Source organism: Natrinema pellirubrum DSM 15624 (assembly GCF_000230735.2).
GTDB lineage: Archaea > Halobacteriota > Halobacteria > Halobacteriales > Natrialbaceae > Natrinema > Natrinema pellirubrum.
The window spans coordinates 51,330-77,863 of sequence record NC_019962.1 but is presented as its reverse complement, the minus strand read 5'-3'; the positions used below and the strand labels follow the sequence as shown (position 1 = coordinate 77,863).

Annotated in this window: 30 protein-coding genes; 15 read left to right on the top strand and 15 right to left on the bottom strand. The window is 66.4% G+C overall.

Going from position 1 to position 26,534, the window contains the following annotated elements; translation table 11 throughout:
- Positions 1-35: 35 nt before the first annotated feature.
- The 4 genes from NATPE_RS00400 (at position 36) to NATPE_RS00385 (ending at position 2,392) form a co-directional block, all read left to right on the top strand.
- On the top strand, positions 36-293 hold the full coding sequence (locus NATPE_RS00400; RefSeq protein ID WP_015298639.1) for a hypothetical protein: 258 nt from the start codon (positions 36-38) through the stop codon (positions 291-293).
- Positions 294-362: 69 nt separating this feature from the next.
- Positions 363-731, top strand: coding sequence for a phosphoribosyl-AMP cyclohydrolase (hisI, locus tag NATPE_RS00395; RefSeq protein ID WP_006183183.1), 369 nt, complete (start codon positions 363-365; stop codon positions 729-731).
- A 1-nt stretch (position 732) separates the two neighbouring features.
- Positions 733-1,911 carry a DUF7118 family protein gene (locus NATPE_RS00390; RefSeq protein ID WP_006183182.1) on the top strand — a complete coding sequence of 393 codons (1,179 nt, stop codon included), beginning with the start codon at positions 733-735 and terminating at the stop codon, positions 1,909-1,911.
- 85 nt (positions 1,912-1,996) lie between these two features.
- The gene (locus NATPE_RS00385) at positions 1,997-2,392 is read left to right on the top strand and encodes a universal stress protein (RefSeq protein ID WP_006183181.1); all 396 of its coding nucleotides are present in this window, start codon (positions 1,997-1,999) and stop codon (positions 2,390-2,392) included.
- Positions 2,393-2,760: 368 nt separating this feature from the next.
- Here NATPE_RS00385 and glmM read toward each other — a convergent pair whose 3' ends face one another.
- Entirely contained in the window at positions 2,761-4,137 is a 1,377-nt protein-coding gene (gene glmM, locus NATPE_RS00380; RefSeq protein WP_006183180.1) for a phosphoglucosamine mutase, read from the bottom strand.
- Positions 4,138-4,239: 102 nt separating this feature from the next.
- Here glmM and NATPE_RS00375 point away from each other — a divergent pair, with 102 nt between their 5' ends.
- From NATPE_RS00375 to NATPE_RS00360, 4 genes are all read left to right on the top strand, one after another.
- Positions 4,240-5,073, top strand: coding sequence for an HVO_0234 family beta-propeller protein (locus NATPE_RS00375; protein ID WP_006183179.1), 834 nt, complete (start codon positions 4,240-4,242; stop codon positions 5,071-5,073).
- Positions 5,074-5,136: 63 nt separating this feature from the next.
- Entirely contained in the window at positions 5,137-5,658 is a 522-nt protein-coding gene (locus NATPE_RS00370; protein ID WP_015298638.1) for a hypothetical protein, read from the top strand.
- A 90-nt stretch (positions 5,659-5,748) separates the two neighbouring features.
- Positions 5,749-6,606 carry a ribose-phosphate diphosphokinase gene (locus NATPE_RS00365; protein ID WP_006183177.1) on the top strand — a complete coding sequence of 286 codons (858 nt, stop codon included), beginning with the start codon at positions 5,749-5,751 and terminating at the stop codon, positions 6,604-6,606.
- A 94-nt stretch (positions 6,607-6,700) separates the two neighbouring features.
- On the top strand, positions 6,701-7,240 hold the full coding sequence (locus NATPE_RS00360) for a heme NO-binding domain-containing protein (RefSeq protein WP_006183176.1): 540 nt from the start codon (positions 6,701-6,703) through the stop codon (positions 7,238-7,240).
- Positions 7,241-7,255: 15 nt separating this feature from the next.
- On the opposite strand, the gene NATPE_RS00355 is transcribed toward NATPE_RS00360, so the two are convergent.
- The 3 genes from NATPE_RS00355 to NATPE_RS00345 form a co-directional block, all read right to left on the bottom strand.
- Positions 7,256-9,304, bottom strand: coding sequence for a hypothetical protein (locus NATPE_RS00355; RefSeq protein WP_006183175.1), 2,049 nt, complete (start codon positions 9,302-9,304; stop codon positions 7,256-7,258).
- Between the two features lie 353 nt (positions 9,305-9,657).
- Positions 9,658-12,924, bottom strand: coding sequence for an isoleucine--tRNA ligase (ileS, locus tag NATPE_RS00350; protein ID WP_006183174.1), 3,267 nt, complete (start codon positions 12,922-12,924; stop codon positions 9,658-9,660).
- 581 nt (positions 12,925-13,505) lie between these two features.
- Positions 13,506-13,736 (bottom strand): hypothetical protein, encoded by a 231-nt coding sequence (locus NATPE_RS00345; protein ID WP_006183173.1) that lies wholly within the window; start codon positions 13,734-13,736, stop codon positions 13,506-13,508.
- A gap of 139 nt (positions 13,737-13,875) precedes the next feature.
- Here NATPE_RS00345 and NATPE_RS00340 point away from each other — a divergent pair, with 139 nt between their 5' ends.
- From NATPE_RS00340 to NATPE_RS00325, 4 genes are all read left to right on the top strand, one after another.
- Positions 13,876-14,583 (top strand): uracil-DNA glycosylase, encoded by a 708-nt coding sequence (locus NATPE_RS00340; RefSeq protein ID WP_006183172.1) that lies wholly within the window; start codon positions 13,876-13,878, stop codon positions 14,581-14,583.
- Positions 14,584-14,615: 32 nt separating this feature from the next.
- A complete protein-coding gene (locus tag NATPE_RS00335; protein ID WP_006183171.1) occupies positions 14,616-15,035 on the top strand; it encodes an HIT family protein in 420 nt (139 codons plus the stop codon).
- Positions 15,036-15,191: 156 nt separating this feature from the next.
- On the top strand, positions 15,192-15,497 hold the full coding sequence (locus NATPE_RS00330) for a hypothetical protein (protein ID WP_006183170.1): 306 nt from the start codon (positions 15,192-15,194) through the stop codon (positions 15,495-15,497).
- Between the two features lie 84 nt (positions 15,498-15,581).
- Positions 15,582-15,812: a hypothetical protein gene (locus tag NATPE_RS00325; RefSeq protein WP_006183169.1), complete on the top strand. Its 231-nt coding sequence runs from the start codon at positions 15,582-15,584 to the stop codon at positions 15,810-15,812.
- Here the strand turns inward: NATPE_RS00325 and NATPE_RS00320 are convergent.
- Positions 15,804-16,832: an A24 family peptidase gene (locus tag NATPE_RS00320; RefSeq protein WP_015298636.1), complete on the bottom strand. Its 1,029-nt coding sequence runs from the start codon at positions 16,830-16,832 to the stop codon at positions 15,804-15,806. The genes NATPE_RS00325 and NATPE_RS00320 overlap by 9 nt on opposite strands.
- Positions 16,833-17,067: 235 nt before the next feature.
- Between NATPE_RS00320 and NATPE_RS00315 the strand changes: the two genes are divergently transcribed.
- Positions 17,068-17,574, top strand: coding sequence for an HPP family protein (locus NATPE_RS00315; protein WP_006183165.1), 507 nt, complete (start codon positions 17,068-17,070; stop codon positions 17,572-17,574).
- 7 nt (positions 17,575-17,581) lie between these two features.
- Here the strand turns inward: NATPE_RS00315 and NATPE_RS00310 are convergent, their stop codons facing one another.
- From NATPE_RS00310 to NATPE_RS00300, 3 genes are read right to left on the bottom strand one after another with little or no spacing between them, the layout of a single operon-like run.
- Complete coding sequence (locus NATPE_RS00310) at positions 17,582-18,025, bottom strand: arsenate-mycothiol transferase ArsC (protein WP_006183164.1); 444 nt, start codon at positions 18,023-18,025, stop codon at positions 17,582-17,584.
- A 15-nt stretch (positions 18,026-18,040) separates the two neighbouring features.
- Positions 18,041-19,201 carry an ACR3 family arsenite efflux transporter gene (arsB, locus tag NATPE_RS00305; protein ID WP_006183163.1) on the bottom strand — a complete coding sequence of 387 codons (1,161 nt, stop codon included), beginning with the start codon at positions 19,199-19,201 and terminating at the stop codon, positions 18,041-18,043.
- Entirely contained in the window at positions 19,194-19,589 is a 396-nt protein-coding gene (locus NATPE_RS00300) for an ArsR/SmtB family transcription factor (protein ID WP_006183162.1), read from the bottom strand. The genes arsB and NATPE_RS00300 overlap by 8 nt, the downstream gene beginning before the upstream one ends.
- Positions 19,590-19,729: 140 nt before the next feature.
- On the opposite strand from NATPE_RS00300, the gene NATPE_RS00295 reads away from it, so the two are divergent.
- Positions 19,730-20,149, top strand: a complete 420-nt coding sequence (locus NATPE_RS00295) for a RidA family protein (protein WP_006183161.1) — start codon at positions 19,730-19,732, stop codon at positions 20,147-20,149.
- Between the two features lie 312 nt (positions 20,150-20,461).
- Here the strand turns inward: NATPE_RS00295 and fer are convergent, their stop codons facing one another.
- From fer to NATPE_RS22915, 6 genes are all read right to left on the bottom strand, one after another.
- Entirely contained in the window at positions 20,462-20,851 is a 390-nt protein-coding gene (gene fer / locus NATPE_RS00290; RefSeq protein WP_006183160.1) for a ferredoxin Fer, read from the bottom strand.
- 356 nt (positions 20,852-21,207) lie between these two features.
- Positions 21,208-22,392: an inorganic phosphate transporter gene (locus tag NATPE_RS00285; protein WP_006183159.1), complete on the bottom strand. Its 1,185-nt coding sequence runs from the start codon at positions 22,390-22,392 to the stop codon at positions 21,208-21,210.
- Between the two features lie 233 nt (positions 22,393-22,625).
- The gene (locus NATPE_RS00280) at positions 22,626-23,051 is read right to left on the bottom strand and encodes a universal stress protein (protein WP_006183158.1); all 426 of its coding nucleotides are present in this window, start codon (positions 23,049-23,051) and stop codon (positions 22,626-22,628) included.
- A 159-nt stretch (positions 23,052-23,210) separates the two neighbouring features.
- Positions 23,211-24,389, bottom strand: a complete 1,179-nt coding sequence (locus NATPE_RS00275; RefSeq protein WP_006183157.1) for an inorganic phosphate transporter — start codon at positions 24,387-24,389, stop codon at positions 23,211-23,213.
- A gap of 116 nt (positions 24,390-24,505) precedes the next feature.
- Positions 24,506-24,889, bottom strand: coding sequence for a hypothetical protein (locus NATPE_RS00270; protein ID WP_006183156.1), 384 nt, complete (start codon positions 24,887-24,889; stop codon positions 24,506-24,508).
- Positions 24,890-25,116: 227 nt separating this feature from the next.
- Entirely contained in the window at positions 25,117-25,266 is a 150-nt protein-coding gene (locus tag NATPE_RS22915; protein ID WP_241432781.1) for a hypothetical protein, read from the bottom strand.
- 105 nt (positions 25,267-25,371) lie between these two features.
- On the opposite strand from NATPE_RS22915, the gene hisA reads away from it, so the two are divergent.
- Positions 25,372-26,124 carry a 1-(5-phosphoribosyl)-5-[(5-phosphoribosylamino)methylideneamino]imidazole-4-carboxamide isomerase gene (gene hisA / locus NATPE_RS00260; RefSeq protein ID WP_006183154.1) on the top strand — a complete coding sequence of 251 codons (753 nt, stop codon included), beginning with the start codon at positions 25,372-25,374 and terminating at the stop codon, positions 26,122-26,124.
- Positions 26,125-26,235: 111 nt separating this feature from the next.
- On the opposite strand, the gene NATPE_RS00255 is transcribed toward hisA, so the two are convergent.
- A complete protein-coding gene (locus tag NATPE_RS00255; protein WP_006183153.1) occupies positions 26,236-26,493 on the bottom strand; it encodes a hypothetical protein in 258 nt (85 codons plus the stop codon).
- Between the last annotated feature and the right edge of the window lie 41 nt (positions 26,494-26,534).

The following is a 26,534-nucleotide window of genomic DNA, read 5'->3' as shown; positions in this document are numbered from 1 at the left end:
CGTCGGAAGGCTCTCCCCTAGCGGAGGCGAACGACATGACAATGCAGAATCGCGGGACCGTACAGCAACCGACCGACAGCGCCCGCGAGGACGCAGCCGACACGAAGTGGGGGATTCGGGAGGGGATCGGCATCTCACTGGTCTCGATCTTCGGGCTGTTGTTCTTGGTGATCGGCCTGCTGCTGGCTCCAGGACTGGCCGAAGCGGCGTCGACGGTCGCCATTACGGTCGGCCTGCTGGCAGTCGCGATCGCGATCGTCGTCGTCGGCCGCTGGAGCTGGCAGGGACGCTAAGTTTCGACGCGCTTGCGTCGACCGAGTCGCGGCAAAAGACCTATCGCTCGGACGACCGATACCGCGAGTATGGACGAGGCAGTTTCGGTCGACTTCGGCGAGGACGGACTCGTCCCCGCCGTGGCACAGGACGCCGACTCCGGCGAGGTTCTCATGCTCGCGTACGTCTCGCCGGAGGCCTTAGAACGGACCCGCGAGACGGGCCGAGCACACTACTACTCGCGGAGCCGCGACGAGTTATGGGAGAAGGGCGCAACCAGCGGCCACGTCCAGTCCGTCAGGGAGGTCCGCGTCGACTGCGACGCCGACACGCTGCTCTATCTGGTCGACCAAGAGGGTGGCGCGTGTCACACCGGCCACCGGTCGTGCTTCTACCGGACGATCGAGGGGGAAAACGTCGGCGAACGAGTGTTCGACCCCGACGCCGTCTACGAATAAGATGAGCGAACGCGCTCCGCCCTCCGACGCGCGCGCAGGCGCTACCGCAGGGAGCGACGGCGAACCGACCCCGCTCGAGGAACTCGAGGCCGCCCGGAACCGTCTCGAGACCATCGAGGACCGCATCGCCGACCACGACGAAGACACCGTCGACGAGGTCGCGACGGCCTATCGGCGGGCCGAGACCCTGCTCGAGGACTACGTCGACCGCGCGACCGGCACCGGCAAGGAGAACTTCCAAGCCTACATCGAACTCGAGGGGAAGTTCGACGGACTCGTCTCCGGACTCTCCGAGGACCTCCCCGAACACGAGGCCTTCGAGGACGCCCTCGAGGCGATCGACAAGCGCCGGCTCAGCGAGTCGGACTTCGAACGGGCCCGCGAGGCCCTCGAACCCGCCGCTGAGTACGCCGACCTGCTCGACGACCGCGAGGCCGCCCGCGCGGACCTCGCCGAGGCCCGCAAGACCGCGAGCAAACGCCTCCGGACGGTCGGCGACGAGATCGACGAGCGAGAGCGGCTGCTCGAACTGGCAAACGCCGACTTGGACGCCCCCGTCGAGCGGCTCCGCGAGCCGATCGAGCGCTACAACGAGGCCGTCCGCGAGGCCTTTCGCGAGTACCGGCTCGAGGCGAGCGCCCGCGAGGTGTTCGACCTGCTCGAGCGGAGCCGGTGGTACCCGTTCGTGGGCTACGAGCAACCGCCCGAGGACCTGTCGCGGTACGTCCGAGAGAACGACGCCGGCGAGTACACGATCCCCGAACTGCTCGAGTACGCCGACTACTCCCGGTCGAAGCTCTCTCATTACGTCGACAGCGCGGACGAACTCAAGCGCAACGTGGCGACCCAGCAGACGTTTCTCGACGGGATCGACGCCGAGCCACTGACGGTCGACTGGCCGCCCGAGCCAGCCGGTGCGCTGCGACGCCGGGCGCGGGAGTACCGTCCCTTCGTCGCCCGGATCGCCGACGAGGACGTCGTGGCGAACCTTCGCGAGGTCCGACTGCTCGCGACCGATCCCGACTACGACCGGCTCCAGACGGCCGCCCAGGCGGTCGCGCAGCTCTCGGCCGACCAGCGCCGACGGCTGACCGACGGCCGCGTCGAGGCCGAACTCGAGGAGTTGCGGGCCGAACGCGATCGGCTCGAGGACGCGCTCGAGATCGACGACCCGGTCTGAAACGGGCGAGGGGCCCGGCCGCTCGAGAACGCCGTCGCCGCAAAATCAGCCCTGTACTTTAGCCGCCGCCGACCGAACGGCACGTATGAGCAGACACGTCCTCGTGCCGATGGACGACTCCGAGCCGGCGCGGGCAGCACTGGACCACGCCCTCGAGTGGGTGCCGGCCGATCGGCTGACGGTCGTCCACGCGGTCGACGACCTCACGGCCGACTACGAGGGCATCGTTTCGGGGGCCGACGAGCCCGACTTCTTCGCCGACGCGAGGGCGATCGCCGACGACCGCGGCCGGTCGCTCGAGACGACCGTCGTCGAGGGCGAGGGGGCGGCCGAGGCAATCCTCGAGTACGTCGACGAGGCCGATGTCGACGCGATCGTGATGGGCAGCGAGGGGAAGGCGGGCGTCTCGCGGCTGTTGTTGGGCAGCGTCGCAGAGGGGGTTACGCGGCGGGCCGCGGTTCCGGTGACGATTGTTCCCTGAGTCGGTCGCGCTGTTCAGTACAGATTCGTATGGAGAACGACAGATTGGGCTACGAATGATCAGCAGTTTGCAGGAAAGAATACACACAAATAGCGATACTGATGAAAATCAGAGATACTGTCCACGATTCGTCTCCACTTATACTAGTCACAACAGCAAGAACTGCAAACGCTAAGGCAACGATAGCCGAACGAATCGAACGAAGATGTGCTGTTAACAGCAAATACTGATCGTCATTCATAGATAATGTATAGTATTTCTATAATATATGCCTTCTGTTAATAGAGGCGAGAGCTAATTACTACTTCGAGACCTGCATGGCCTGTACTGAACAGTTAGGCCGCTCGAGCGGACGATAGAAACCGGGTTCAGGCGTCGGCCTTCGCGTCGGCCAGCGCCTCGTACATGTCGTCGACGAGTTCCTCGGCACGGTCGCCGTCGCGGGCCTCGGCGTAGATCCGGACGAGCGGCTCGGTGCCGGAGGGGCGGGCCAGCACCCACGCATCGCCGTAATCCAGCCGGTAGCCGTCTCGAGTGTTGAGTTCCGCGTCGGCCGCTTTGGCCTGATTGGCGGCCGCATCGAGCATCGCGTCGCGTTCCGCCGTCGACTCGTACTCGAGGTTGCGCCGGACGTTGACGTAGCCGTCGTAGGGGGCGACGATCTCGCTGACCGGCCGCTCGGCCACGAGTTCGAGGAATCGGGCCGCGGTGAAGGCCCCGTCCCGGGAGAGCCGGTAGTTCGGGAAGAAGATCCCGCCGTTGCCCTCGCCGGCGATCGGGACCCGCTGGCCCGAGGCCTCGAGTTCGCGGATGCGGGTGATGATGTTCGTCGAACCGATCGGGGTGAGTTCGAGGTCGGCCCCGACCTCGTTCACGACGTCGACGAGCCGCTGGGAGACGTTGACCGCCGAGACGGTCGTGTCGCCGGCCTCGAGTTCGGCGGCCGCAAGCGCCGCGAGCGTGGCGTCGCCCTCGACGTACTCGCCGTCCTCGTCGAAGAAAATCGCGCGGTCGGCGTCGCCGTCGTGGGCGATCCCGACGTCGGCGTCGGTCGATCGGACGAGCCGACCCAGATCGGCGAGGTTGTCGGGGACCGGTTCGGGGTCACGACCGGGGAAGTGGCCGTCCGGCTGGCCGTTGACGGTAACGACCCGACAGCCCAGTTCCCGGAAGAACTCGGGGCTGGTCAGCGCGCCCGCGCCGTGGCCGGGATCCAACGCGACGGTCAGGTCCGCGTCGGCGATCGGCTGGCGGTCGACGGCCGCGAGCAACCCCTCGACGTAGGCCCGGCGAACGCCGTCGATCTCGCGGACCCGGCCCGTCTCGTCCCAGGCGGCCGCGGTGAACGACTCGGTCAGCAGTCGGTCCTCGATGGTCTCGAGGGTCGCGACCGAGAGTTCGACGCCGTCGGCCCCGACGAGTTTGATCCCGTTGTACTGGGGTGGGTTGTGCGAGGCCGTGACGACGATCACTGGGACCGCCTCGTGTTCGGCGTAGGTCTGTGCGCCAGGGGTAGGAACGATCCCCAGTCGGTCGACGTCGATGCCGATGCTCGCTAACCCACTGGCGGCCGCATCGGCCAGCATGCGGCCGGTGTAGCGGGTGTCGCGAGCGATCCCGACCCGCTCCGCGCCGGCGTCCTCGGCCCAGATCGTCCCCGCCGCCTTCGCAACGCGGAGGACGAACGCGGGCGTCAACTCCTCGTTGGCGACGCCCCGCGTCCCGCTCGATCCGAATATCTCCATTACGCGTTAGTCGGCGGGGACGCCCCATAGTGATTCCGCAAACCGCTGCCGAAGACGGCCCCGGGACGGAACGTTTTCGGCCCGTCCCGTCCACGGTCACGTATGCACTCGATCGAGGAGAAACGCGTCTACGGCGACCGAGAGGGCGCGATCACCGCCTATGTCGCGAGCGCGTTCGGTGTCGTTCGGGTCCGCGTCGCCGGCGACACCGTCGGCGAGTTCGGTCTCTGCGAACGCTGCGAGGCTCGAGACGTCGCGACGACCGACGAGAGCGTCGCGATCGCGACCGACGAGGACGTCCGCGTGGCCCCGCTCGAGGACGGGGACGTGGTCGAGGAGTCGTTCGCCGAAACCGGGTTCGGCCCGGCGGTCGCCGTCGGTGCCGACGGCGGCGAGCTGCTCGCGGCCAGTCCCGATGGCCGGGTCGCCCGCCGGCCGGCAGGGGCCACGGAGTGGACCACGCTCACGGACGAGACCGTCGCATCGGTACGGGCGATCGACGGCGATCTCGTCGGAACGGAAGACGGCGTCTATCGGATCCACGACGGCGGACTCGACCACGCCGGTCTGACCGACGTACGAGACATCTCGGCCGCCGGCGTCCCGCTCGCGGCCACCGCCGAGGGCCTATACAAACTGGGAAACGGGTGGATGGCGGTCCGCGAGGGACCGTTCGATGCCGTCTCGGCGGATCCCCGATCGGAACAGGGGACGCTGACGCGCGCACACGCAGTCGCGAGCGAGGAAGTATACGGCTACGCCGGCGACGACGAGTGGGACGCGCTCCCGGACGCGAGCGAACCGATCGTCGACGTCGGCTACGGCGAGACGGTCTACGCCGTGACCGAGGGCGGAACCTTCCTAGCGGCCGCCGAGGACGGATGGCGACCGCACCCGATCGGGGTCCGGGACGTGACCGGGCTGGCCGTGCGATAGCGGGAGACCGCCGATCCGCGTCTGACGGAGGTTTAATTACGTGGGCTGCTACCCACGGGATATATGGGAGAGCTACCACGACGGAAACTGCTAGCCGTAAGCGGTACTGCCCTCACCGGCGCGGTCGCCGGCTGCATGGGCGGTGACGACGGCGACGACGGGAACGGTGACGGCTCCGGGGACGGCGGGACCGAGGACCCCGCCGACGGGGAAACCGAAAGCGAAACCGTCGACGGAACGATCCTCGGCGAGATCACCGTCGACAACCTAGACGGCGATGCCCACACGGTCGACATCATCGTCGAATTCGACCGGGAAATCGAGGACTGGGCGACCGAGGAACTCGAGGCCGGCGGCGGGACGACCCTCGATCGAAACTGGCCGACCGAGTCGGGGCAGTTCCGCGTGACGACGCGGCTCGATCAGGGCGAGCCGGTCGAAGTCACGCCGGCGGACTGGAACGACCCGTCGTGTCTGAACCTCTTCGTTCGGATCGATCGGAACGGGGAACTGACGCTCCTGAGCGATACGACCGGCGGACCGTGTGGCGCCGGCGATCCGAGCGTCGACGACACCGACGCGTGACAGACCCCGCCGGCCGCGCTCACGCCTGCCCGAGCGAGGGTGTGGGTCCAGAACGAAAACTGGTTTAGCCCCCGCGCTGTCGAACCGACTATGATCGTCAGCGGATCCACGTCGCAGGCCCTGGCCGCGGCGCTGGCACGCGAACTCGAGGAACCGCTCGCCGCCGTCGAGTACGACCGCTTTCCCGACGGTGAACTGCTCGCGGCCGCCCCCGGCGTTGCCGAGGCCGACCCAGATCGAGCCGTGATCGTCGCCTCGACCGTCTCGAGCGACGCCCATCTCGAACTCCTCCAGCTACAGGACGCCGTCCGCGAGGCCGGGGTCGAGGAGGTCGTCACCGTCCTCCCCTACATGGGCTACGGCCGGCAGGACGCGGCGTTCGAACCGGGTCACCCCGTCTCGGCGCGGGCGGTCGCCCGCGCGATCTCGACCGGAACCGATCGCGTGCTGACGGTCAACCCCCACGAGACGGCCGTCTGCGAGTTCTTCGAGCCGACGGCGACGGCCGTCGACGCGGCGGGCCGGCTGGCCGATCCGCTCCCCGACGACCTCACTGAACCGGTCTTTCTCTCGCCGGACGCCGGCGCGATCGAACTGGCCGAGACGACCCGCGACGCCTACGGGACGGGCGAGACCGACTACTTCGAGAAGACCCGCCACTCCGGCACCGAGGTCGAAATCTCGCCAAGCGACGTCGACGTGGCCGGCCGCGACGTCGTCGTCGTCGACGACATCATCGCGACGGGATCGACGATGAGCGAGGCCGTCAGCGTCCTCTGCGATCGCGACGCCGGCCGCCTGTTCGTTACCTGCGTTCACCCGCTGTTGGCCCGCGATGCCGTCACGAAGCTCTCTCGAGCCGGTGTCGAGGCGATCTACGGCACCGACACCATCGAGCGGGGCGTCGATACCGTCTCGGTCGCCCCCGCGCTCGCCGAACACCTGTAAGTAAACGATTAAGTAGCCGCCGAACGCGGGTCTAGGTGGTATCGCGTCGCACGACTGCGGTCGGATCGGCCGCTCGGCGACGCGGGGGAGCCCGATGCACGGAATCGTCCACAAGACCCTCGAGGAGTACGTCGTCGAACGGACCGACGACGACACCTGGGACACGATCGTCGAGCGTTCGGAACTGGAGCCACAGCTGTACCTGCCCGTCTCGCATTACGACGACGACGAGATCGACGCCATCCTCGAGACGCTCTCGGGGATGGCGACGCAGGACAGGGCCGCGATCGAACGCGATTTCGGCCGGCGGCTGGCCCCGGAACTACTCTCGACGTTCAGCGCACACGTCGGCAGCGGCTGGGACCTGCCCGAGTTGCTGGTCGGTCTCGAAGACGTCTACGACGACATCGAAACCGCAACCGACGAGACGTCGCTGCCGAAGCTGTCCTGTACCCGCGAGTCCGATCACGCGATCGTCACGTACGACACTCACCGAGATCGCCAGTACTGCGGGCTCGCCCACGGAATTCTCGACGGGCTCGTCGCTGCGTTCGACGCCGACGCGACGGTCACGAAAACCGACTGCGTCGCGGACGGGGCCGACGCCTGTCGGTTCCGGGTCGACCTCGAGTGAGTGCCGGCACGGGAATTATCGTCGCCGAGCCGCCAGACCGGTCACGACCAGCAGAAGGAACGCGCCGAGCGTCGCCAAAACCCCGAAGCCGGGTACGTCGTCGATCGCCGCGGCCGGCCCCGTCTCGCCGACGCTGATCGTCGCCGTTCGCTCGCCGACGCCGACCTCGTACTGACTCGCCTCGTCGAACCGGAGTTCGGCTTCGACCGTCGCCGTCCCGTCGGGACGAACCGCTACCGGTCGCTTGGCGGCGACGCCGTCGACGGTCCGGAACGCGAGGACGGCAGCCCCGGGCCCGTCACCGGCGGCCTCGACGGTTGCGGTCGCCGTCACCGGCTCGCCGGGATCGACCGCCTCGGGCTCGAGCCGGAGGTCGGTGACGGTCACGCTCGGCGACGAGCGGACGACGGCGGTCAGTCGCTCCGAGCCGATCCGCAGGACGTACGTCCCGGGTTCTGCGGGCGTCCACGAGAGCCGGTGGGAGCGCTCCCCGCCGGGCGCGAGCGTCCCCTGCCGATGAGCGACGGTCCGGCCGTCGGCCCCCAGCGTCAGGTCGTACGTCCCCTCGCGGTCGCCGGCGTTGTCGACCGCCGCCGGGACCGTCACGGACTCGCCGGCGGGCACGACGATCACCTCGTCAGTGCCGGCGTCGACGCCCGCCTCGGACGCCGACCACCGCGGCCACTCCTCGCCGGCGACCTCGATCGGACCCGTCCCGAACCCGTACTCGAAGCTCGCGACCGACTGGTCGAACGCGGCCCGGTGGTCCGTTCGACTCCACACGGCGGGCGTCGCGTCCGTGCGAGTGTAGCGCTCGGCGTCGGTCCGGACGGCCGTCCCGCCGTAGGTCTCGATCGAGCCCAGGAGGGCTGCCTCGGTCGCCGCATCGTCGTCGGCGTTCAGGTCCCGAACGACGTCCGCCAGCGTTCGATCACCGTCGGTCGCAACGCGTAACTGGCGGTCGATCTCACCGGCCACGAGCGCGCCTTTGACGTAATCGGTCCGGTCATGCTCCCACGTCCCGGGGTCGGCGAGCGCGCCGTCGGCGTAGGGCGACTCCGTCCCGCGCTCGAGCAGTCGGCTGAATTCCTCGAAATCGGTATAACCGGCCTCGAGAGCCAGCAGTCCCGCGTGGTAGTCAGCCTGTCCCTCGACGAACCACTCCGTCTCGGTCGTCGTCCCATCGGCGGTGTTGGCAAAGCGTTGGCGGACGTGGACGTACTCGTGGAGCCAGGCCGGGTTCGGACTGTCGAGGGGTTCGTCCGCGACGACCCAGGCGTCGGACTCGCCGTACTGGATACCCCGCGGTCCCCAGTCGACAGTGGCGGGGACCGCGACGACGAACACCTCGTCGGATCGTGCCCCGACCTCGAGCCGGCCGCTCGCGTCGGCCAGCGCCGAGAGGATCGCGTCGGGCGACTCCTCGAGCGTCGCGGCCTCGGGGACCGCCAGCCGGAACCGCTCCCCGTCGACGGTCCGTTCGCGTTCGGTCACCGCGCCGAAGAAGGCGATATCGCCGCCGGTCGCCCCGGGGCCGTCGACGCGGACCGTCTCCTCGATGCCGACCGGATCCGTCCGGCGCAGCGAGATCGCCACGTCCGGAACCGGGACGACCGCCCACTCACCGGTGTCGACGAAGGAATACCCCTCGCCGGTCGCGCCGGCACCCTGCGAACCCGTTCGATCGGCCGGCATCGTATACCGGACCGTCGGCTCGTCAGTGTCCCCCGTCCACTCGAGGGTCCGCTCGCCGGTCCGCTCGAACCCCGTCGTCGACTCGACGGTCGCACCTTGCTCGAGTTCGATCTCGAGTTCAGTCACCGAGTCGGGCACCCGAAACGTCGTTTCCGTCTCGAAGACGTCGGTGTCGGTCGGCCGATGGCGGAGCGTCGTCGTTCGATGGAGGACGTCCGACGAACTCCCAGTCGCTGCCGCGCCGACGGACGGAGTCTCGAGATCGGCGCTCGCGGGCGCTCGATCGGTCGGTGTCCCGGCGGCGATGCCGGCCGGGAGGCTACAGGCGAGCAAGACGACGAACGCGAGGGTCACGAACCGGGAGGTCACTATCCCTCTCTGGTGAATCAGCGGACAAGACTTTTATGGCAGCCGTAGTGTCACTCGGCGACGAAAGAGCGGCCATCGCGAGTTTCTCGCGATTCCAAAACGCAGACCGGTCGGCTTCGCCTCCCGGTCTCAGTCCGACGCCTCAGCGGCCGCCAGCGGCTCGAGCGCGACTTCGGCATCCACCTTTTTACGCGTCGGGTTCGGTCGCTGCTCACGGTTCCCGTTGGTCACCGCTCGCTGTCCGAGGACTCACTCTGTTCGCCCTCGCTTTCCTCCCTCACCACTCGCGTAAAAATCTGGACCAAAAAGACCGGAACGGTCGACTTCGTCTCCCGTTCCGGAAACGGACGCTATCAGTCCGACGCCTCAGCGGCCGCCAGCGGCTCGAGCGCGATTTCCACCGTCACACCTTCGACCTCCCACTCCTTGCGGTGGCCGTCCTCGACCTCGCGGCGCTCGTCGGCACGGACTTCCTCGCTGATGAGGTCCGTGCGCTCGGCGACGAGATCGGCCACGCGGTCGTCCTCGATCGTGAGATCCAGCGCGATCCGTTCCTCGACGTCGAGGTCGAGGTCCTTACGCATCTCCTGGACCCGGCGGATGACCTCGCGGGCGTAGCCCTCGCTCTCGATGTCGTCGGTCAGCGAGGCGTCGACGTAGACGACGCCGCGGTCGTCGCCGTCGAGGCCGAAGGCGGTGCCGGCGACGCCGTCGGGGGTCTGGGTGACGAAGGAAACCATCTCGTCGGTGATCCCCTCGTCGTCCTCGAGGACATCGGACACGGCGTCTTCGATCGCCTCGAGGCTCGGCTCGTCGATGCGGGCCTCGTTGAGCGCGTTCATGACCTGCCCGGCGCGGTCGCCGAAGGCGGGCCCGAGTTCGCTCATGTCGGCCTCGGCGCTGTAGGCGAGTTCGCCCCAGCGTTCGTCGGGCGAGACGAGTTCGATATCGCGGGCGTTGAGTCGCTCCTCGAGCAGGCCGGGGTGGCGTTCGACGGCCTCGACGACCCGGTCGTCGTCGGCGGCGACGACGACCCGTGGAACGGGCCAGCGCAGCTTCCGGCCGGCCTGCTGGCGGGCGTTCGCGCCGGCCTCCTCGATCGCGCGGAGGAGCGCGACGTCGGTCTCGAGCTGGTCGTCGGCCCAGTACTCCTCGACGGCGGGCCAGTCCTCCATGTGGACGGTCGGGTGGCCGTTGTCGCCGGTCAGCGTCCCGTAGATCTCCTCGCTGATGAACGGCGCGTAGGGGGCAAGCAGCGCGACCGTCTCCCGCAGCACGCGGTAGAGCGTCGCGTAGGCGGCCCGCTTCGAATCGCTGTCGGCCTCGTCCCACATGCGCTCGCGGACCGCCTGCACATAGAACCGCGAGACGTCCTCGACGACGAACTCGAGGAGGGCGTCGATCGCCTTGTCCTGGCGGAACTCCTCGAAGGCCGCGGTCATCTCGGCCTTCGTGGACTGCAGTCGAGCAAGGACCCACTCGTCGAGGGGCTCGAGGTGATCGTCGACCGACTCGAGGGTCGTTTCGGTCGGGTCGAACTCGTCTAACCGCATGTACGGCAGCGGGAACCGGAAGACGTTCCACAGCGTCCGGAGGTGGTTCTCCATCGTCTGCATCCCGTCCCAGTCGAAGCGCATGTCCTCGCCCTGTGGGTTGTTCGACAGCAGGAACAGCCGCATCACGTCCCGGCCGTGGCGATCGATCGCCTCGTGGGGGTCGATCAGGATGTCCTTGGACTTGCTCATCGCGCGGCCGTCGGGCATCAGCGCGTGGCCGTGCATCAGCACCTCCTGATAGGGACTCTCGCCGAGCGCGGCGGTGCCCATCCCAAGCTGGGACCAGAACCACCCTCGGGTCTGGTCGTGGGCCTCGAGGATGAAGTCGGCGGGCCAGAGTTCGTCGAACCGGCTGTCGTCCTCGGGGTAGTTCAGAGTGCCCCACGAGGCGACCGAGGAGTCGAGCCAGACGTCGAAGACGTCGGGGACGCGGGTGTAGGTGGTGCCGTCCTCGGTGATGGTCAACTCGTCGACGGTGTCCTTGTGGAGGTCCACGGTTTGGGAATCGATCTCCTGATCGACCCGCTCGGCGAGTTCCTCGCGGTCGCTGATGACGATTCGGTCCTCGTCGTCGTCGCGGTCCTCGGGGGTCCAGACGGGCAGCGGGATGCCCCAGTAGCGCTGGCGGGAGACGTTCCAGTCCGGTGCTTCCTCGACGAAGTCCCGGAAGCGGTTGTCGCGGGCCCACTCGGGGTGCCACTCGCTGTCCTCGATGTTGTCGAGGAGTTCGTCTTTCACGTCGGTGATCGTGATGAACCACTGGTCGGTGACGATCTGGACGATGCCCGTATCACAGCGCCAGCAGTGACCGTAGCTGTGGGAGATCGTCTCCGACGCGAGCAGGTCGCCGTCGGCCTCGAGGTCGGCGATGATGTCCTCGTTGGCGTCGCGGACGAACTGCCCCTCGTAGTCGCCACCCTGTTCGGTGTAGACGCCGTCGCTGCCGACGGGACAGAAGATCGGGAAGTCCAGTTCGCGACCGCGCTCGAAGTCCTCTTCACCGTGGCCGGGCGCGGAGTGGACCAGTCCGGTCCCGTCGCCGTGCGTGTCGACGTAGTCGGCGGCGTAGACCTGACAGGCCCCCTCGTGGTCGGGGTGGTCCGGAACGCGGTCGGCCATCGGGTGGTCGTACGACCAGCCCAGCAGGTCCTCGCCGGTGTGTTCTTCGACGACCTCGTAGTCATCGTAGCGGCCCGCTTTCAGCACGTCCTCGAACTTCGGCTCGGCGACGTACAGCAGTTCCTCCTCGCCGTCTTTCTCGGCGCGGACGCCGACGTAGTCGCCGTCCTCGTCGACCGCGACGAAGGTGTTGGCGGGGATGGTCCACGGCGTTGTCGTCCAGATGACGAGTTTTCCGTCGCTGCTCACGGGTCCTTCGTCCCCGTTCGCTCCGTCCGAGGCCTCCTCGCCGTCGACCTCGCGATCCTCGAGGTCGAACTTGACGTAGATCGAGGGGTCCTCGACGTCCTCGTACTCGACCTCGTTGTTCGCGATCGCGGTCTCACACCGGGGACACTGCGAGATCGAGCGGTGGCCCTTCTCGACGAGCCCGCGGTCGGCGGCGTTCGAAAAGCCCCACCAGGCGGCCTCCATGTACTCCGGTTCGACGGTTCGGTAGGGGTCGTCCCAGTCCATCCAGACACCGAAGTCCTGGAAGTCCGCCTGCAGGCCCTCGAGTTGCTCGTCGGCGTAGTCCTTACACTCCTGGATGAAGTTCTCCTCGCCGAACTCCTCGATGTCCTTCTTGTTCTCGAAACCCAGCCGCTCCTCGACGCGGGTCTCGATCGGGAGCCCGTGCATGTCATAGCCCGGGCGGTCGGTGACGTCGTACCCCTGCATCCGGAAGAAACGAAGGTAGACGTCCTTCAGCGACTTGTTCCATGTCGTCCCCATGTGGGCCGAGCCCGACGTGTACGGCGGGCCATCGACGAAGAAGAAGGACTCACCGTCCGACCGATGCTCGACCGTCTGCTCGTAGGCGTCGACGTCGTCCCAGTACTCGAAGACCCGCTGCTCGAGTTCGTGTGGGTCGTACTGGTCGTCGACCTCGTCGAACCTGCTCATAAAGATTCCATCTCACTCCGAAACTAAATGGCGTTCGGTCCGCCGAGTCGGCAGGGTTTGACGATCGTTCGGCCAAACTAGGTTTTCCACGACATATAAATGCGGAATGTTTTCAGCGACATGATCGGAATAGCTACTCTATGGTCAAACTTCGAAATAGCTAAGCGAGCTTAAAATTCAGAAACCAAGAAGAACTTATTAAGGTATAGTCACTGGGTCAAGTATGAGTCAAACTTCCGACCCGATACTGTCGTTCACTAACAAAGTGGTATTAACGGGTACACTATTCCTCTCATTTATTGCAGGGGGTGCAATTGTCGTGTTCGGTCTCTCAGCAGTCGGTCTCAGCCAGTACACGACCGGAAATACTGGCGCAGTAACAACTTTTGCTGGCGGTCTCGCCGGAATGGTGTGCCTGTTTGCGTATCTCTCGTATCAGTACTATCGAACCTACGAAAAATAACACGCTGGACCTCCCGGTCAACCTCCGCCTAAAGACGGAGGGATGCACGATCGGTCTGTCTCAATATCCCAGGGAGATCGTTTTCGCCGCTCGAGGCCTCGTGGTCGGTCGCGGCCGCTCAGACGTACTTCGAGAGAACCTTCTGGTAACCGACTCCGTACGCGCCGGCGTACAGCATGAGGCCGCCGAGCGCGCCCAGCCACAGGGCGATCATCGCCTCGCCGGTACCGAGGTGTTGGAGACTCGCCTGCTCGACGAGGACGCCACCGGTCGTCAGGACGCCGGCGACGACGGTATACAGGACCAGTTGCAGTGATTCCGCGAGCAGTTCCGGGCCGAGGGATGTCATTAGCACGTCTCTACCCACCCACCCAACGTAAACCTGTCCCCTCGAGTGCGACGCATCCACACGGTCGGCGACGACTACTCGACCGGCAGCCGCGACCGAGAACCGACTCGGCTAAACCGCTGGGAACGTAGTCCGGACCGTGCCCGCGTCCGATTCCGAGACCGACGCCGACGACGGTTCGGCGACCGGCGACGATCCCGCCGTTCCGACCGAGCGCAACGTCCTCGAGCCAGACTGTGCGCGCTGTCCGAAACTGGCCGAGAGCCGCGAGTGTATCTCGTGGGGGACCGGCCCGCTCGAGGCCGACGTCGTGGTCGTCGGCGAGGCTCCCGGCTACGGGACCCCCGAGGCGGACCGCTGGCGGGGCGGCAACTGGACCGGGAAGGCCTACACCTCGCGTCACTCCGGCCGCCGGATCCGGCGCATGCTCGAGCGAGTCGGCTACGGCGACGACGCCTACTACACGAACGCGGTGAAGTGTTTTCCAGCCGATCCGGACGACCCCACCACCAACCGCGAGCCGACGCCCGAGGAACGGGCGAACTGCCGGCCCCACCTGCTGACCGAACTCGAGGAGGTCGATCCGACGGTCGTCCTCGCGACCGGCAAACACGCGACGGAGACGGTACTGACGGCCGAGAGCCGTGACCTCGAGGGGTTTCTCGACAGCGTTCTCGAGCCGGTATGGTGTGGCCGCCTCGGCGTGTGGCTCGTACCGATCCTCCATCCCTCGTATCAGGACGTCTGGATCGGCCGGCTGGGATACGAGCCCGACGAGTATCTCGCGGCGATCGCCGAGACGCTCGACGACCTGTGTCGTGGCCGGGACAGCGGTGGCGGCGAGTAAGCTTCTTACGACGAGACGACACATACCCGCGTATGAGTACGATCTTCAGCCAGATCGTGGAGGGGGAGATCCCCGCACGGATCGTGTACGAGGACGAGACGACGATCGCCTTCCTGGACGCCAATCCGCTCGCGCCGGGCCACACGCTCGTCATCCCGAAAGACGAGTACGAGCGGCTGAACGACGTCCCCGACGACGTCGCCGCGGACCTCTACGAGACCGTCCACCACATGGTCCCCGTCGTCGAGGACGCGGTCGACGCCGACGCGACCACCGTCGCGTTCAACAACGGCGAGGAGGCCGGCCAGGAAGTACCCCACGTCCACTGTCACATCGTCCCCCGGTTCGAGGGCGACGGCGGCGGCCCGATCCACGCCGTCGCGGGCGACCGCCCGGATCTCGACGACGACGAACTCGACGACATCGCTGCCGACATCGAGTCCAGCGCCTGAGATCGGCGGCTCAGTTCTCGCCGTCGCTCGAGCGGCCCACCCGCTCGAGCGTGCCGGCCACGTTCCGTGAGCGAAGCGCTCGTCCCTCGGTCGTCCGCCGCCGGCGAATATATTCGTCCCGAGGGCTTTGCACCGTCGCCCCGAGGTCGGGAACGAATGAGCGATCGGGAAGAGACCCTGCGGGAGCTGGCGGCGCGGCTCTGCGAGAAGGAGGCCGTCGCCGACGCGTTCGTCGCGAAGAGCTTCACCGACCACCACCTAATGGTCGACCTCGAGGACGGGAAGTCGATGCCGACGGAGATCCGCGAGCTGCTTGCGGCCCACGACCTTCGTGGGGCGAACGCGGAGTACGACACCGACGCGGATGACCCCTCGTTCGCGGGCGATTTAGAAGACGGAACGCGTCACCAGTTCGTCGATACCGAAACACGGGGCGACCACCAGTCCTACGTCGTGGACTGACGGCGGTGCCGTCGGTGGACGACCCGTCGGCTGCCACGGTATGGCTGCCGTGACGTTTTTGCCGTCCGCACGCGACGCTGGCGTATGGCCCTCGCCGGCATCGTTGCCCAGTTTCGCGCCCACCCCGTCGCCACCGTCCTCGAACTCGGCAGCGTCCTCGTCTGCTGTCTGCTGTTTGCCGGTACCTTCGTCCTGCTCTCGACTGGCGTGCCGACCGGGCGGGGCGACCCGTGGCTCGTTCTGATCGGGATCGGCGTCGCCTTCGTCCTCTTCTGGACGGCGCTGGTGCCGCTCTACGAGCGGACCCTAGAGTAGAGTCCCAAGCAGCAGGTCCCCGTAGATCAGCGCGATCACCAACCCGGCGAAGATCGGCACCAGGAACGGCGTCCCCGGCGAGATCCAGACCGTCTCATTTTCGTGTAGCACCTCGAGTCCGTCCCGGAGCGCCTCGGGCGTCGTGCCGTAGGCCGACCCCTCGATGTCGTCGAGGAACGCCTCGGCACCCCACGGATCGTCGACCGCGGGCGCTCCCTGCGAGTCGGCCGCCGCGGTCGCGGCCGTCTCGGTTTCGGCCCCCTCGAGCGCGCCGCCGTCGCCCCGGAGATCGACGTCGGCAGTCACCGCGCCGTCGGTCGGCGGGTTCGGCTCGTCGGGGAGAGTTGCGGGGTCGCGGTACCGCTCGGGAGCATCGCGCAACTGCGCCAGCGAGAGCCCCCGCCAGCGCAGGTACATCCGCAGGGCGTCGAGGTCGAGGCCGCCCCGCGAGAGCCCCGTCGGCGTCTCGAGCAGGCGGCCGTGGGTCTCCGGCACCTGCTCCCACGAGACCGGCCAGCCGACGAACATCACGGGGGCGATCCGGCCCGCGGCGGCGTTGCGGATCGCCAGCACGACCGGGAGCGCGACCGCGACGAGGACGGCGTTGGTCAGGATCGTAAACGAGAAGGCACCGATCCGGGTCGGCTCGAGCGGCAGTGTCACCGTCCCCAGCGCGTACTCGGGGAAGGTCGGGAACAGGACCGCGAGGACGAGTAAGGCCTTCGCGTCGGCCCCGCCGAAGCCGCCGATCCACCAGAACAGGTAGGCGATGGGGACGACCAGTCCCAGGCTGATCGCCGTCGGGACGAGGAAGTCGTAGCTCCAGACGGTCCCGCCGGCAGCCCACGCCAGTCGGGCGTCCCAGAGCAGCAGGACAGCCCCGAGGAGCGCGAGGGGGATCCAGACGGTACTCGAGACGCGTCTGGTCTCGATGTCGCGGTAGGCGGTCCAGGCGAAGACGGGGACGGCGACGAGTCGAAGGAGGTCCGGCCCGGTCGCAACGGTACCAGCAAGCGTCACGGGCGTCCCTGCGAAGCGCGGTGCCGTTACGTTTTCGGCCTCCGGACGGCATCGGGGGCGACCGCGACCGTACCGGTTTCCCCGGGTGTGCCGGTATCGGACAGCGAACCGACCGGAAACTGAACGCCAGAGCAACGGTGGTCGCTCACGGTCGAATTCCGACACCGGCTCGCGCGTTCGGCCGGTGATCGTCACAGCAAACGGCATATCCGTTCGTGCTGCGAACGCCTCGAGCATGAGGGACGGCGCGGCCTTCTCGACCCTGTACACCGGCGTCTTACTCGCGGTACCGGGCCTGCTGGCGTGGGTGACCGGGCAGGCGCTGCTCTTTCCGAGCCTGGGACCCACGGCGTTCCTGCTGGCGACGGTCCAAGAAGGAGAGGTGACCGCGCCGCGGCGGGTCATCGGCGGCCACGTCGTCGGGATCGTCGCCGGGCTCGTCGCCTACCACACCATCGCGCCCGGCCTCACGGTTACGACGGCCGCACCGACGTTCGCGGTCAGCCAGCTTCGGCTGGTCACGAGCGGCGTCGTCGCCGTCGCGTTGACCTCGGGCGGAATGCTCGCGACCGAGACGGTCCATCCGCCGGCCTGCGCGACGACGCTGATCGTCTCGCTGGGGCTGCTGGCGTCGCCGCTCGAGGGCGCGCTCATCGCGCTGGCCGTCGTCGTCCTCGTCGGCGTCCACGAACTGGTCACCCACGACCGTCCGTTCCGCGAAGACCTCCCGATCGGGCGCTAAGGGCGCCTCAGGGCGCGTCGCTGAACTCGTCGAACAGCGCGGCCACTCGGCGCTCGATCTCGTCGCGGATCTCCCGTACCTCCTCGGGATCACCGCCGTCCGGATCGGGCAGCGCCCAGTCGCGGACGTCGACGCCGTCAACGTCGCCCAACTCGAGCGTCGAACACCCCATCGTCGCGACGTAGTCACACGAGCGGAGTTCCTCGGTGGTGACCTCCCGCGGCGTTCGGTCGGACAGGTCGAACTCGAGTTCGGCCATGGCGTCGATCACGCCCGCGTGGACTTCGTCGGCCGGGTCCGTGCCGCCGGTCAGGATCTCGAGGGAGTCCTCGAGGCCACGACGCTCGCGTTCGCGCTCGGCGAAGGCGGTCGACATCTGGGAGCGGCCGGCGTTTTGCACGCAGACGAAAGCGATTCGAGTCGGGTCGTCGGAGTCGGTATCGGTTGACATGGTGTGTTCTCGTGATCAGTCGTCGGTCGGTGTCTCTCGCGTCGTCGGCTCGAGGCTCCCGGTATCGCGCTCGCCCCAGTCGAACCGGCGCTGGAAGTACAGCGCGACGTTGACCAGCGCGAGCAGGACGGGGACCTCGATGAGCGGGCCGACAACGGTGGCGAAAGCGACGCCGGAGCCGACGCCGAAGACGGCGACGGCGACGGCGATGGCGAGTTCGAAGTTGTTCGAGGCCGCGGTAAAGCCGATCGCGGTCGTCGTCGAGTAGTCCGCGCCGATCCCCCGGCCCATCCCGAAGCTGACGAGGAACATGACGACGAAGTAGATCGTCAGCGGGACGGCGATCAGCAACACGTCCGCGGGCGCGGCGACGATGTTCTCGCCCTGCGTGGCGAACATCACGACGATGGTAAAGAGCAGGGCGACCAGCGTGAGCGGGTCGATCTTGGGGACGAACTCGTCGTCGTACCACTCCTCACCTTTGGTTCGGGTCCCGACGTATCGGGTGAGGATGCCCCCGGCGAAGGGGATCCCGAGGAAAACGGCGATCGCCCAGAACACCTGTTCGGGCGAGACGTTGAACGTCGTGATCTCGGCCGCGAGCGCCTCCATGCCGAGCAGCGGCGGGAGGACGAGCGCGAAGAACCAGACGTACACCCCGTAGGTGACGATCTGGAAGAGGCTGTTAAAGGCCACGAGGCCGGTCACGTACTCGGTCGAGCCCTCTGCGAGTTCGTTCCAGACCAGCACCATCGCGATACACCGGGCCATCCCGATGAAGACGAGCCCGAGGAAGTACTCCGGGCGGGCGGGCAGGCCGGGCACGAGCCCGCTGAAGAAGAAGACCGCCAGTCCGAACATCAGCGTCGGCCCGATGAGCCAGTTCTGGACGAGGCTCAGGCCCAGCACCCGCCAGTTGCTGAAGACCGTCGGGAGCCGCGAGTAGTCGGCCTTCGCCAGGGGCGGGTACATCATCGCGATGAGGCCGATCTCCACGAGGTGCAGGTCTCGAATCGGCTCGGTCACCGACGGCGCGACCTGCCCCAGGCCGACGCCGACGATCATCGCCGCGAAGATCCACACGGTGAGATACTTGTCGAGGAAATCCATCGACCGCGGATCCCCACAGCCCTCACAGTCGCAGTTCGGTCCGTGGTCGTGTGACGCGCTACTCATCAACGCTCCCCTCGAGGACGGTCACGAGCGCTACGGCGCGGTTGGTCGCCCGGTACTTCTTCCAGCGGCCGTCCTTGCGGCCCTCGACGAGGCCGGCCTCGACCAGCCCCGAGAGCGCGTGGCTGAGCCCGCTCTCGGTAACGTCGACGACCGCGTGGAGTTCACAGACACAGAGTTCTGCCTCTGCGGCGACGAGAACGCGAACGAGCGTATAGCGCGTCTCGTTGGCCAGTGCGGAAAGAACGTCAAGTTCGGTGTTGACCTGTTCCGGCCCGATCGCTGCCTCGAGCGTGCTGAGTTCGTCGAGCCGTTCTTCGACATCTTCGTTGCGACACTCCCCGAGTTCGTCCTCGAGATATCGTTGGAGTCGCTCCGTCGCTCGTGCCATCGCTAGCTGATTGAGCAGTAGCTCAATTAATGCTTCCGGTAGAAACCCATACTAGTGGCAAGAGACCGATATAGCGGAGACAGGGCCAGTGTGTTGGAATCAGCCGAATGCTTTTAGTTGAGCGTTTTCTAAACTGGCGTATGGAGAATCAGCAGAGAGGCGAGTCTCGTCTCGATCGAGTCAGTGAAAGTAGTCGGAAGCAACGGGACGGAGCAGAATTCGTCGGTGCGTTCGGGAAGAAAACCGGGAGTTCCGATCTCGTCTTTCTCGAGGGGTTGCTCCCAGAACGGGACGGTGAGGTCGCTCGGAGGGAACCGCCGTCACGGCAGCTAGAAATCTGTCTCCAAACGCTCGAAGCGGAACTGGATCGGTATGGCAAAGATCCGGCAGACGTTCTTCAATTAACGGTGTATCTCACAGACATGGATGCGTACGAGGAGATCAACGACACGTACGAGCAGTTCTTCGGGACGACATGCCCCGCACGTACGACGGTGGGCGTCTGTGAACTCCTCGGAGGGGCAGCAGTGACCGTTGACGGTGTTATCGCCATCGAATGAACGCGACGTTCGCGTAGGCACGTATCGAAGTCACCCCGTTACGTTCGACGTGGGAAACAGTGGGAGAGACTACCGATACCGTAGCGGTCGCCGTCGAAGCGGTAACTCGGTGATGGAATCGTGGAATTCGCCGAAGCTGGGGATACTCTCGGGGGGAATCTCGGCCGTACCTGACTGAGAACGGCTGCCGGCAGTTCCTGTCGTCGCCGGAGACACGGTAGAGACGGAAAGAGTCGAGACTACCCGCGGGTTGGGCGGCACTTGTCGGTTCGAAAAAACGTTGTTGTGGCCACGATGTGGCCCGCTCAAATTTTAAATGACGCGGTTCTGCAGGTAGTCAAGGTGCTTGGCGTTGTAGACGATCTTGACCTCGTCGGTCTCGGGCGAGCCGATGCAGGTCAGGCGGACGTTCTTCTCTTCGACTTCCTCGTCGGAGAGGATCTGCTGCATGTCCATGTCGATCTCGCCCTCCTTGACGATCGCCGCACAGTTCGCACAGGCACCTGCGCGACACGAGAACGGCCAGTCGTAGCCCTGGGCCTCGGCCGCCTCGAGGATGTATTCGCCCTCGGCGACGTCGAGCGAGCCGTAGTCCTCGTCGTCGAGGCCGGCGTCTGCGGCCTCGTCGAAGAGGTCCTCGTCGTCCATGTCCCAGCCGTGGTCGTCCAGTACTTCGTAGTTGAGGTATTCTACCGTGGGCATCAGTCTTCGGTTCGGGTCCCGCACTGGTATAGCTTGCTGTTCAGTCCTAAATTGTCTATGAGTCAGAATCGACTAATTCGAAGGAAAGAATCCCCGTGTTCGTTATAGAATCGGTGGATAGGGACGAGAAGAAAAAGAAATGTCGGAAAGAACCCGTCAAATGGTGGTGGTATTTGCCGAATCCGAAATCCGCCGCTGTACGGACGTGAATCGTTGTTGGTCGCCGTCAGCGACGGCTCCGGATCGCATACGGTCCGACCACAGCGGGACAACGGAACGAACGTGTCGAACAATCCGGTCAAGACGGAGAGGCCAATGAGACGGGACGCGACGAATCGTCCGGGACCCGCGGGCGGTCAAAACCCGAAGATCGGGACGAACCGGAAGGTGAAGTAGGCCCCGATCGTCGAGATGGCCGGGACGACGTTTTGCATCAGGATCACGCGGGCGGTCGTCGAGGGATCGAATAGATCCGACGCCTTCGGGATGTCCTCGACGTCTTCCTCGCCGATTTCGGGGGAGCGTTCGCCCTCCGCTTCCGCGGTCAGCGCGCCGACGGAGACGCGGGTTTCCTCGCCGCGGGCGGCATCGGACAGCGTCGTCGTCCGGGTGGCTCGCCCCCAGCCCAGCCCGACGATACTCATCGTCGCGATGACGACGAAGCTCGCGGGGATCCCGATCCACGAGAGGCTGACGACGATCCCCGAACTGATGACCGCGACGACGATCGCCGCGGTCAGCGGGAGGTTCGTGATGTCGCTCCCGAGCGTGTCGAGGGTCCGGCGAGCGATCGTGAAACAGCCGACCGCGACCGCCGCACAGCCGATCAGGATCAGCGGCACCATGTCGACGTCGCCGGTGCCGTAGATCGGCGCGATCGCGTTGGCGATGTTGCTCGTCCCGGATGCAAAGCCCATCAGACACCCGATGGCGACGACAGTCAGTGCGCCGGTGATTTCCCGGCGGTCGGCATCGACGCCGAACTGGAGCCGCGGGACGAGCCCCGACCGGTCGATCGAGACCATCGGTCGGCCCTCGTCTTTGGATTCGATGGCGATCCAGGCGTTGATCTGCGGATAGAAGTATCGTCCGACCACGCCGGCCACCCAGAACCCGATGATCGGCGCGACGATCCACCAAACGGCGATTTCGCCGAGTTCGTTCCAGTTGAGTTCACCGGTCGCCATCCCCAGCGCGGCGATAGCACCGACCGCGGTCATCGACGTCGAGGCGGGGACGCCGGCGTAGTTGCCGACGAACAGCGCGCCGCCGATAAAGAAGAGGACGGCGACGTTCGAGCGCAGCGTGAAGATTGAGGTGTCGGTAACGAGTTCTTCACCGAGCGTCGTAACGACCTGCGGACCGATGGTGTAGGCCCCGACGAAGAAAAAAATCGACATCAGGCCGGCGGCCATCACCTTCGTGATTACGTTGGCACCGACGGCCGGCCCGAACGCGGGGCCGGTCGTCGAGCCGCCGATGTTGTAGCCGACGAAGATCGCAGTGAGAAGCCCGACGATAAGCAGCGGTTCCGCGTTCACGCTCGGAATTCAAGGGATCGGATATTAAAAATACGCCTATTCGTAGCGCCGGTCATCCGCTCGTGTCGTCCGGGGAGAAGTTCGCAGCCGATGGTATCGACGCGCGTTTGCCGCAGTCACGACGGTGGACCACGCCACGGAACCGCGCGCTCGAGCGAGTCGCGGAAGGCGGCGAGCGGGTCGTGATCGATCGCCGTGCCGACCGGCGGGTCGCCGACCCGTCGGCCCGCGGCTTACCGGACGACGACGACCGGAACCGGGGAACTCCGGAAGACCTTCTCGGCGACGTTACCAACGAAGATACGATCCGCGACGGATCCGCTGTGCGTCCCGATGACGACCGTCTCGTAGTCGCCAGCCCGGTTGATGATCGCACGCGCTGGATGGCCGAATTCGATCGCGGTCTCGAGTTCCGCGTCGCCGTCGGCGTTCGCGACGATGTCGCGTGCGCGATCGAACACCTCACTCGCGTGTTCCTCCGCGGCTTCCTCGAGATCGTCGGCGAGCGCGAGCCCCGTCGCGTGCCCCCACATCTGTGACGGTTCGCCAACGACGTGTACGACGGTTATCTCGGCGTCCGGGAAGACCTCGAGGGCGTACTCGAGGGCGTGGTCGCTCATTTCCGAGTCCTCCATCGGGACCAAGACGCGTGAGACCATACGTCCCGTTCCACACCCGGAGGAATAAACACGCAGGGACGACACCGCGGATCGGAGCGGAGATCGAACGGGGCCAGCGAAGGGGCTGGGGTGCTGCCGAGCGCGATACGGGGGCAGCGGTCCCCCACGGATCCAACGTCTCGAACTGTGAGAACGGAGTCAGAGCCCGAAGATCGGAACGAACCGAAACGTGGCATACGCGCCGGCCGTCGCGATGACCGGGACGATGTTCTGCATGAGGACCACGCGGGCCGTCGTCGCCGGATCGAAGAGATCGGACGCACGTGGGATCCGTTCCGGGTCCTCGTCGCCGATCGGCGGCAGCGTTTCACCCTCCTCATCGGCGGTCAAGGCGTCGACGGAGATCGGGACCGACTCCTCGCCCCGGACGGCATCGGCCACGGTTATCGGGCGCGTCGCCCGTCCCCAGCCGAGCCCGATGATACACATCGTCGCGATGATGACGAAACTCGCGGGAATGCCGATCGCGGAGAGAAAGATGACGAGCGAGGCACTTACCGTCGCGGTGACGATCGCCGCCGTCAGCGGCAGTTCCGTGAGATCGTTCCCCATCGTCTCGAGGGTGCGCCGCGCGATCGTGACCGTGCCGATCCCGACCGCGGCACAGCCGATGACGATCGCGGGGTTCATCGCGAGTTCGCCGCTGCCGACGAGCGGGGCGACCGCGTTCGCGATGTTCGAGGTCCCGGAGGAGAAAGCCATCAGACAGCCGATGACGATCACCATCGCGATGCCGCCCAGTTCGCGCCGATTCGTGGTCTCGGTCGGGACCGGAACCGGAACCCGACGGGAGCGATCGATCCGGTAGAGGGGGCCCTCACTGCGCACCATCGCAAGCCGTCGGTTGAGCGACGAGTAGAAGTAGCGGCCGATGATTAGCGAGACCCAGAACCCGATAAACGGCGAGACGACCCACCAGATAGCGATCTCGCCCATGACCGCGACGTTGAGTTCGCCGGCGGCGAGCCCGAGTCCCGCGATCGAGCCGACGGCCGTCATCGACGTCGAAGCGGGGACGCCGAAGAAGTTCCCGACGAACAACGCAGCGCCGATAAAGAAGAGGACGCCGATACTCGCCTCGAGCGTGAAGACGCCGGGATCCTGGACGAGTTCACGGCCGAGGGTATCGACGACGCGGCGACCGATCGTCCACGCACCGATGAAGAAAAACACCGTCATCAACACGCCGGCCGCGGTCTTCGAGATCGCATCGGCACCGACGGCCGGGCCGAACGCCGGTCCGGTCGTCGCACCGCCGACGTTGTATCCCACGAAAACGGCCACGAGGATCCCGACGAGGAGCAACGCGGACACCATGCTGAGGGAAAGCTATCACGTCGATTCGGATATTCGTTGTGCCGTCTCGTACGCAGAGAGGATCGACGGCCGTCGGACGCGGGTTTCGATCGGCGAAACGCATCGGCGGCGAGGGGCTACCGAGCGGCGTCCCCGGTCTCGTCCTCTCCGCTCGCCGGTTCGTCGGCGACCGTCTCCTCGAGGAGGTTCTCGATTTCGTCCTCGCGTGGCCGACGGTCGATGCGTTCGTCGACGGTTTCGATCCGTTGCTGGACCGTATCGACTTGCTCGCCGATCGTCTGTTCGACGGCCTCTTCGACCGTCTCTTCCATCTCCGTCGTCATCCACTCCGGATCGAAGCGTGCCATCTTCCAGATGACGTGGAGTGCGTACGAGACGAGGACGCCTAACCCGAGCGCTAACCCGACTCGTGTTCCCTCGACGACGATCAAAACGACCGACACGAAAATCAGACCGCCGTAGGCGAGATCGATGATCGCGTCGATATAGCGTGGCTTCATCGCTCGGTCAGCCCCTTCAGCGCAGTCGCGGGTCGGTTTCGAACTCGAGCCATACGGGATCGCATCACATACCGTCATTTCAGGACAACGTGTGAAAGCACTTTGGGGAATCTGCATCGAACGTCCCGGAATGACGCGATCGCAAACACCGTCTCGACGGACGGAAGCAGCTGGAAGGTACACCGATCCGGCCGACGGTACCGAACCGGTAGCTGCCGGGGTCGGAATCAGGTAGACGACGCCGAGTCGATAGAAACCCCGTCGGCTGGACGACCAGCCAATGCCCCGCTACCGGCCTCCTCGAGTCCGATCCCACGCGGGATCGCATCGGCCAGCCGGAAGCTGATCTCCCACTCGACGCTCTCATCGAGGGTCATGGGCGCTAAGACGTCGATTGTGACCACCGCGACGACGCCCACGACGCGGCGACGGCAGTCGACGAAACCGTCGCCTTTACTCGCGCCGGCCTCGCGCACTCGAGTATGGGTACTGATGGCAACGACGTACGCGGGACGTTCGAGGTGATCCCGGCGGTCGACGTACAGGACGGCGAAGTCGTCCAACTCGTCCAGGGAGAACGCGGCACGGAAAAGAGCTACGGCGAGCCGGTCGAGGCCGCTCAGCGGTGGCTCGACGCCGGCGCGGAGTCGCTTCACCTGGTCGATCTCGACGGGGCGTTCGAGGGCGAACGGGGGAACGCCGACGCCATCGACGCGGTGATCGACGCCGTCGACGTCCCCACGCAACTGGGCGGGGGAATTCGGACCGTCGACGACGCCGTCGACCTGCTCGAGCGGGGCGTCGACCGGGTGATCCTCGGGACCGCGGCGGTCGAGACCCCCGAGATCGTCGGCGAGATCAGCGAGCGCCACCCAGAGAGCGTCGTCGTCAGCCTCGACGCGAAGGACGGCGAGGTCGTCGTCGAGGGCTGGACCGAGGGCGCGGGGATCAGCCCCGTTGAGGCGGCCAAGCGGTACGAGGACCTCGGGGCCGCCGGGATCCTGTTTACCAACGTCGACGTCGAGGGACGACTCGAGGGGGCCGCGACCGAACCGGTCCGCGAACTGGTCGCGGCGACGGACATCCCCGTGATCGCCAGCGGCGGCGTCGCGACCCTCGAGGACGTCCGCGACCTCGCGGACGCCGGCGCAGCGGCCGTCGTCGTCGGGAGCGCGCTCTACGAGGGACAGTTCACGCTCGAGGAAGCACAGGCGGCGGTCGACGCCACCGAGTAGCGTCGCGGATCGGTAGTGGCGGCCAGTCGCGGGAGAACGACGGACCGGTTCGGACGGCGGGCGGCGACCGACCGGTCGAACCGGGAGCGAAACCGCGTCGGCGATGCAGCGTTACTGGTTGTAGCCGTGACCGAGGTAGAGTGCGAGGACGTTGATCGCGAGCAGGGCGAGGAAGGCCAGCGTCACGTGGGGATCGCCCAGTCCCTGCATGAGAAGCGGCAGATGGACGAAAGGCAACGCGATAGCGCCCCAGAACGACAGGAACTGTGCGGGGCGTTTGACCGACCGGCGGAGTCGGCCGCGGTCACGCTCCGTCTCGGGGTTCGACGGAGCGATCGATTCGTTCGACAGTGGGGAGGGGTTTGACATCGGATCGGGGCACCTCGTCTCGACTGTGAGATTCACTGCAA

Coding starts and splice junctions, on each gene's coding strand:
- NATPE_RS00400 (WP_015298639.1), top strand. CDS start 36: ATGACAATGCAGAATCGCGGGACCGTACAGCAACCGACCGACAGCGCC.
- NATPE_RS00345 (WP_006183173.1), bottom strand. CDS start 13,736: ATGACATCCCTCGGCCCGGAACTGCTCGCGGAATCACTGCAACTGGTC.
- NATPE_RS00360 (WP_006183176.1), top strand. CDS start 6,701: ATGCACGGAATCGTCCACAAGACCCTCGAGGAGTACGTCGTCGAACGG.
- hisA (WP_006183154.1), top strand. CDS start 25,372: ATGGGTACTGATGGCAACGACGTACGCGGGACGTTCGAGGTGATCCCG.
- NATPE_RS00385 (WP_006183181.1), top strand. CDS start 1,997: ATGAGCAGACACGTCCTCGTGCCGATGGACGACTCCGAGCCGGCGCGG.
- NATPE_RS00295 (WP_006183161.1), top strand. CDS start 19,730: ATGGAGAATCAGCAGAGAGGCGAGTCTCGTCTCGATCGAGTCAGTGAA.
- fer (WP_006183160.1), bottom strand. CDS start 20,851: ATGCCCACGGTAGAATACCTCAACTACGAAGTACTGGACGACCACGGC.
- NATPE_RS00315 (WP_006183165.1), top strand. CDS start 17,068: ATGAGGGACGGCGCGGCCTTCTCGACCCTGTACACCGGCGTCTTACTC.
- NATPE_RS00310 (WP_006183164.1), bottom strand. CDS start 18,025: ATGTCAACCGATACCGACTCCGACGACCCGACTCGAATCGCTTTCGTC.
- NATPE_RS22915 (WP_241432781.1), bottom strand. CDS start 25,266: ATGACCCTCGATGAGAGCGTCGAGTGGGAGATCAGCTTCCGGCTGGCC.
- NATPE_RS00280 (WP_006183158.1), bottom strand. CDS start 23,051: ATGGTCTCACGCGTCTTGGTCCCGATGGAGGACTCGGAAATGAGCGAC.
- ileS (WP_006183174.1), bottom strand. CDS start 12,924: ATGAGCAGGTTCGACGAGGTCGACGACCAGTACGACCCACACGAACTC.
- glmM (WP_006183180.1), bottom strand. CDS start 4,137: ATGGAGATATTCGGATCGAGCGGGACGCGGGGCGTCGCCAACGAGGAG.
- NATPE_RS00375 (WP_006183179.1), top strand. CDS start 4,240: ATGCACTCGATCGAGGAGAAACGCGTCTACGGCGACCGAGAGGGCGCG.
- NATPE_RS00270 (WP_006183156.1), bottom strand. CDS start 24,889: ATGAAGCCACGCTATATCGACGCGATCATCGATCTCGCCTACGGCGGT.
- NATPE_RS00390 (WP_006183182.1), top strand. CDS start 733: ATGAGCGAACGCGCTCCGCCCTCCGACGCGCGCGCAGGCGCTACCGCA.
- arsB (WP_006183163.1), bottom strand. CDS start 19,201: ATGAGTAGCGCGTCACACGACCACGGACCGAACTGCGACTGTGAGGGC.
- NATPE_RS00275 (WP_006183157.1), bottom strand. CDS start 24,389: ATGGTGTCCGCGTTGCTCCTCGTCGGGATCCTCGTGGCCGTTTTCGTG.
- NATPE_RS00300 (WP_006183162.1), bottom strand. CDS start 19,589: ATGGCACGAGCGACGGAGCGACTCCAACGATATCTCGAGGACGAACTC.
- hisI (WP_006183183.1), top strand. CDS start 363: ATGGACGAGGCAGTTTCGGTCGACTTCGGCGAGGACGGACTCGTCCCC.
- NATPE_RS00370 (WP_015298638.1), top strand. CDS start 5,137: ATGGGAGAGCTACCACGACGGAAACTGCTAGCCGTAAGCGGTACTGCC.
- NATPE_RS00335 (WP_006183171.1), top strand. CDS start 14,616: ATGAGTACGATCTTCAGCCAGATCGTGGAGGGGGAGATCCCCGCACGG.
- NATPE_RS00255 (WP_006183153.1), bottom strand. CDS start 26,493: ATGTCAAACCCCTCCCCACTGTCGAACGAATCGATCGCTCCGTCGAAC.
- NATPE_RS00365 (WP_006183177.1), top strand. CDS start 5,749: ATGATCGTCAGCGGATCCACGTCGCAGGCCCTGGCCGCGGCGCTGGCA.
- NATPE_RS00325 (WP_006183169.1), top strand. CDS start 15,582: ATGGCCCTCGCCGGCATCGTTGCCCAGTTTCGCGCCCACCCCGTCGCC.
- NATPE_RS00330 (WP_006183170.1), top strand. CDS start 15,192: ATGAGCGATCGGGAAGAGACCCTGCGGGAGCTGGCGGCGCGGCTCTGC.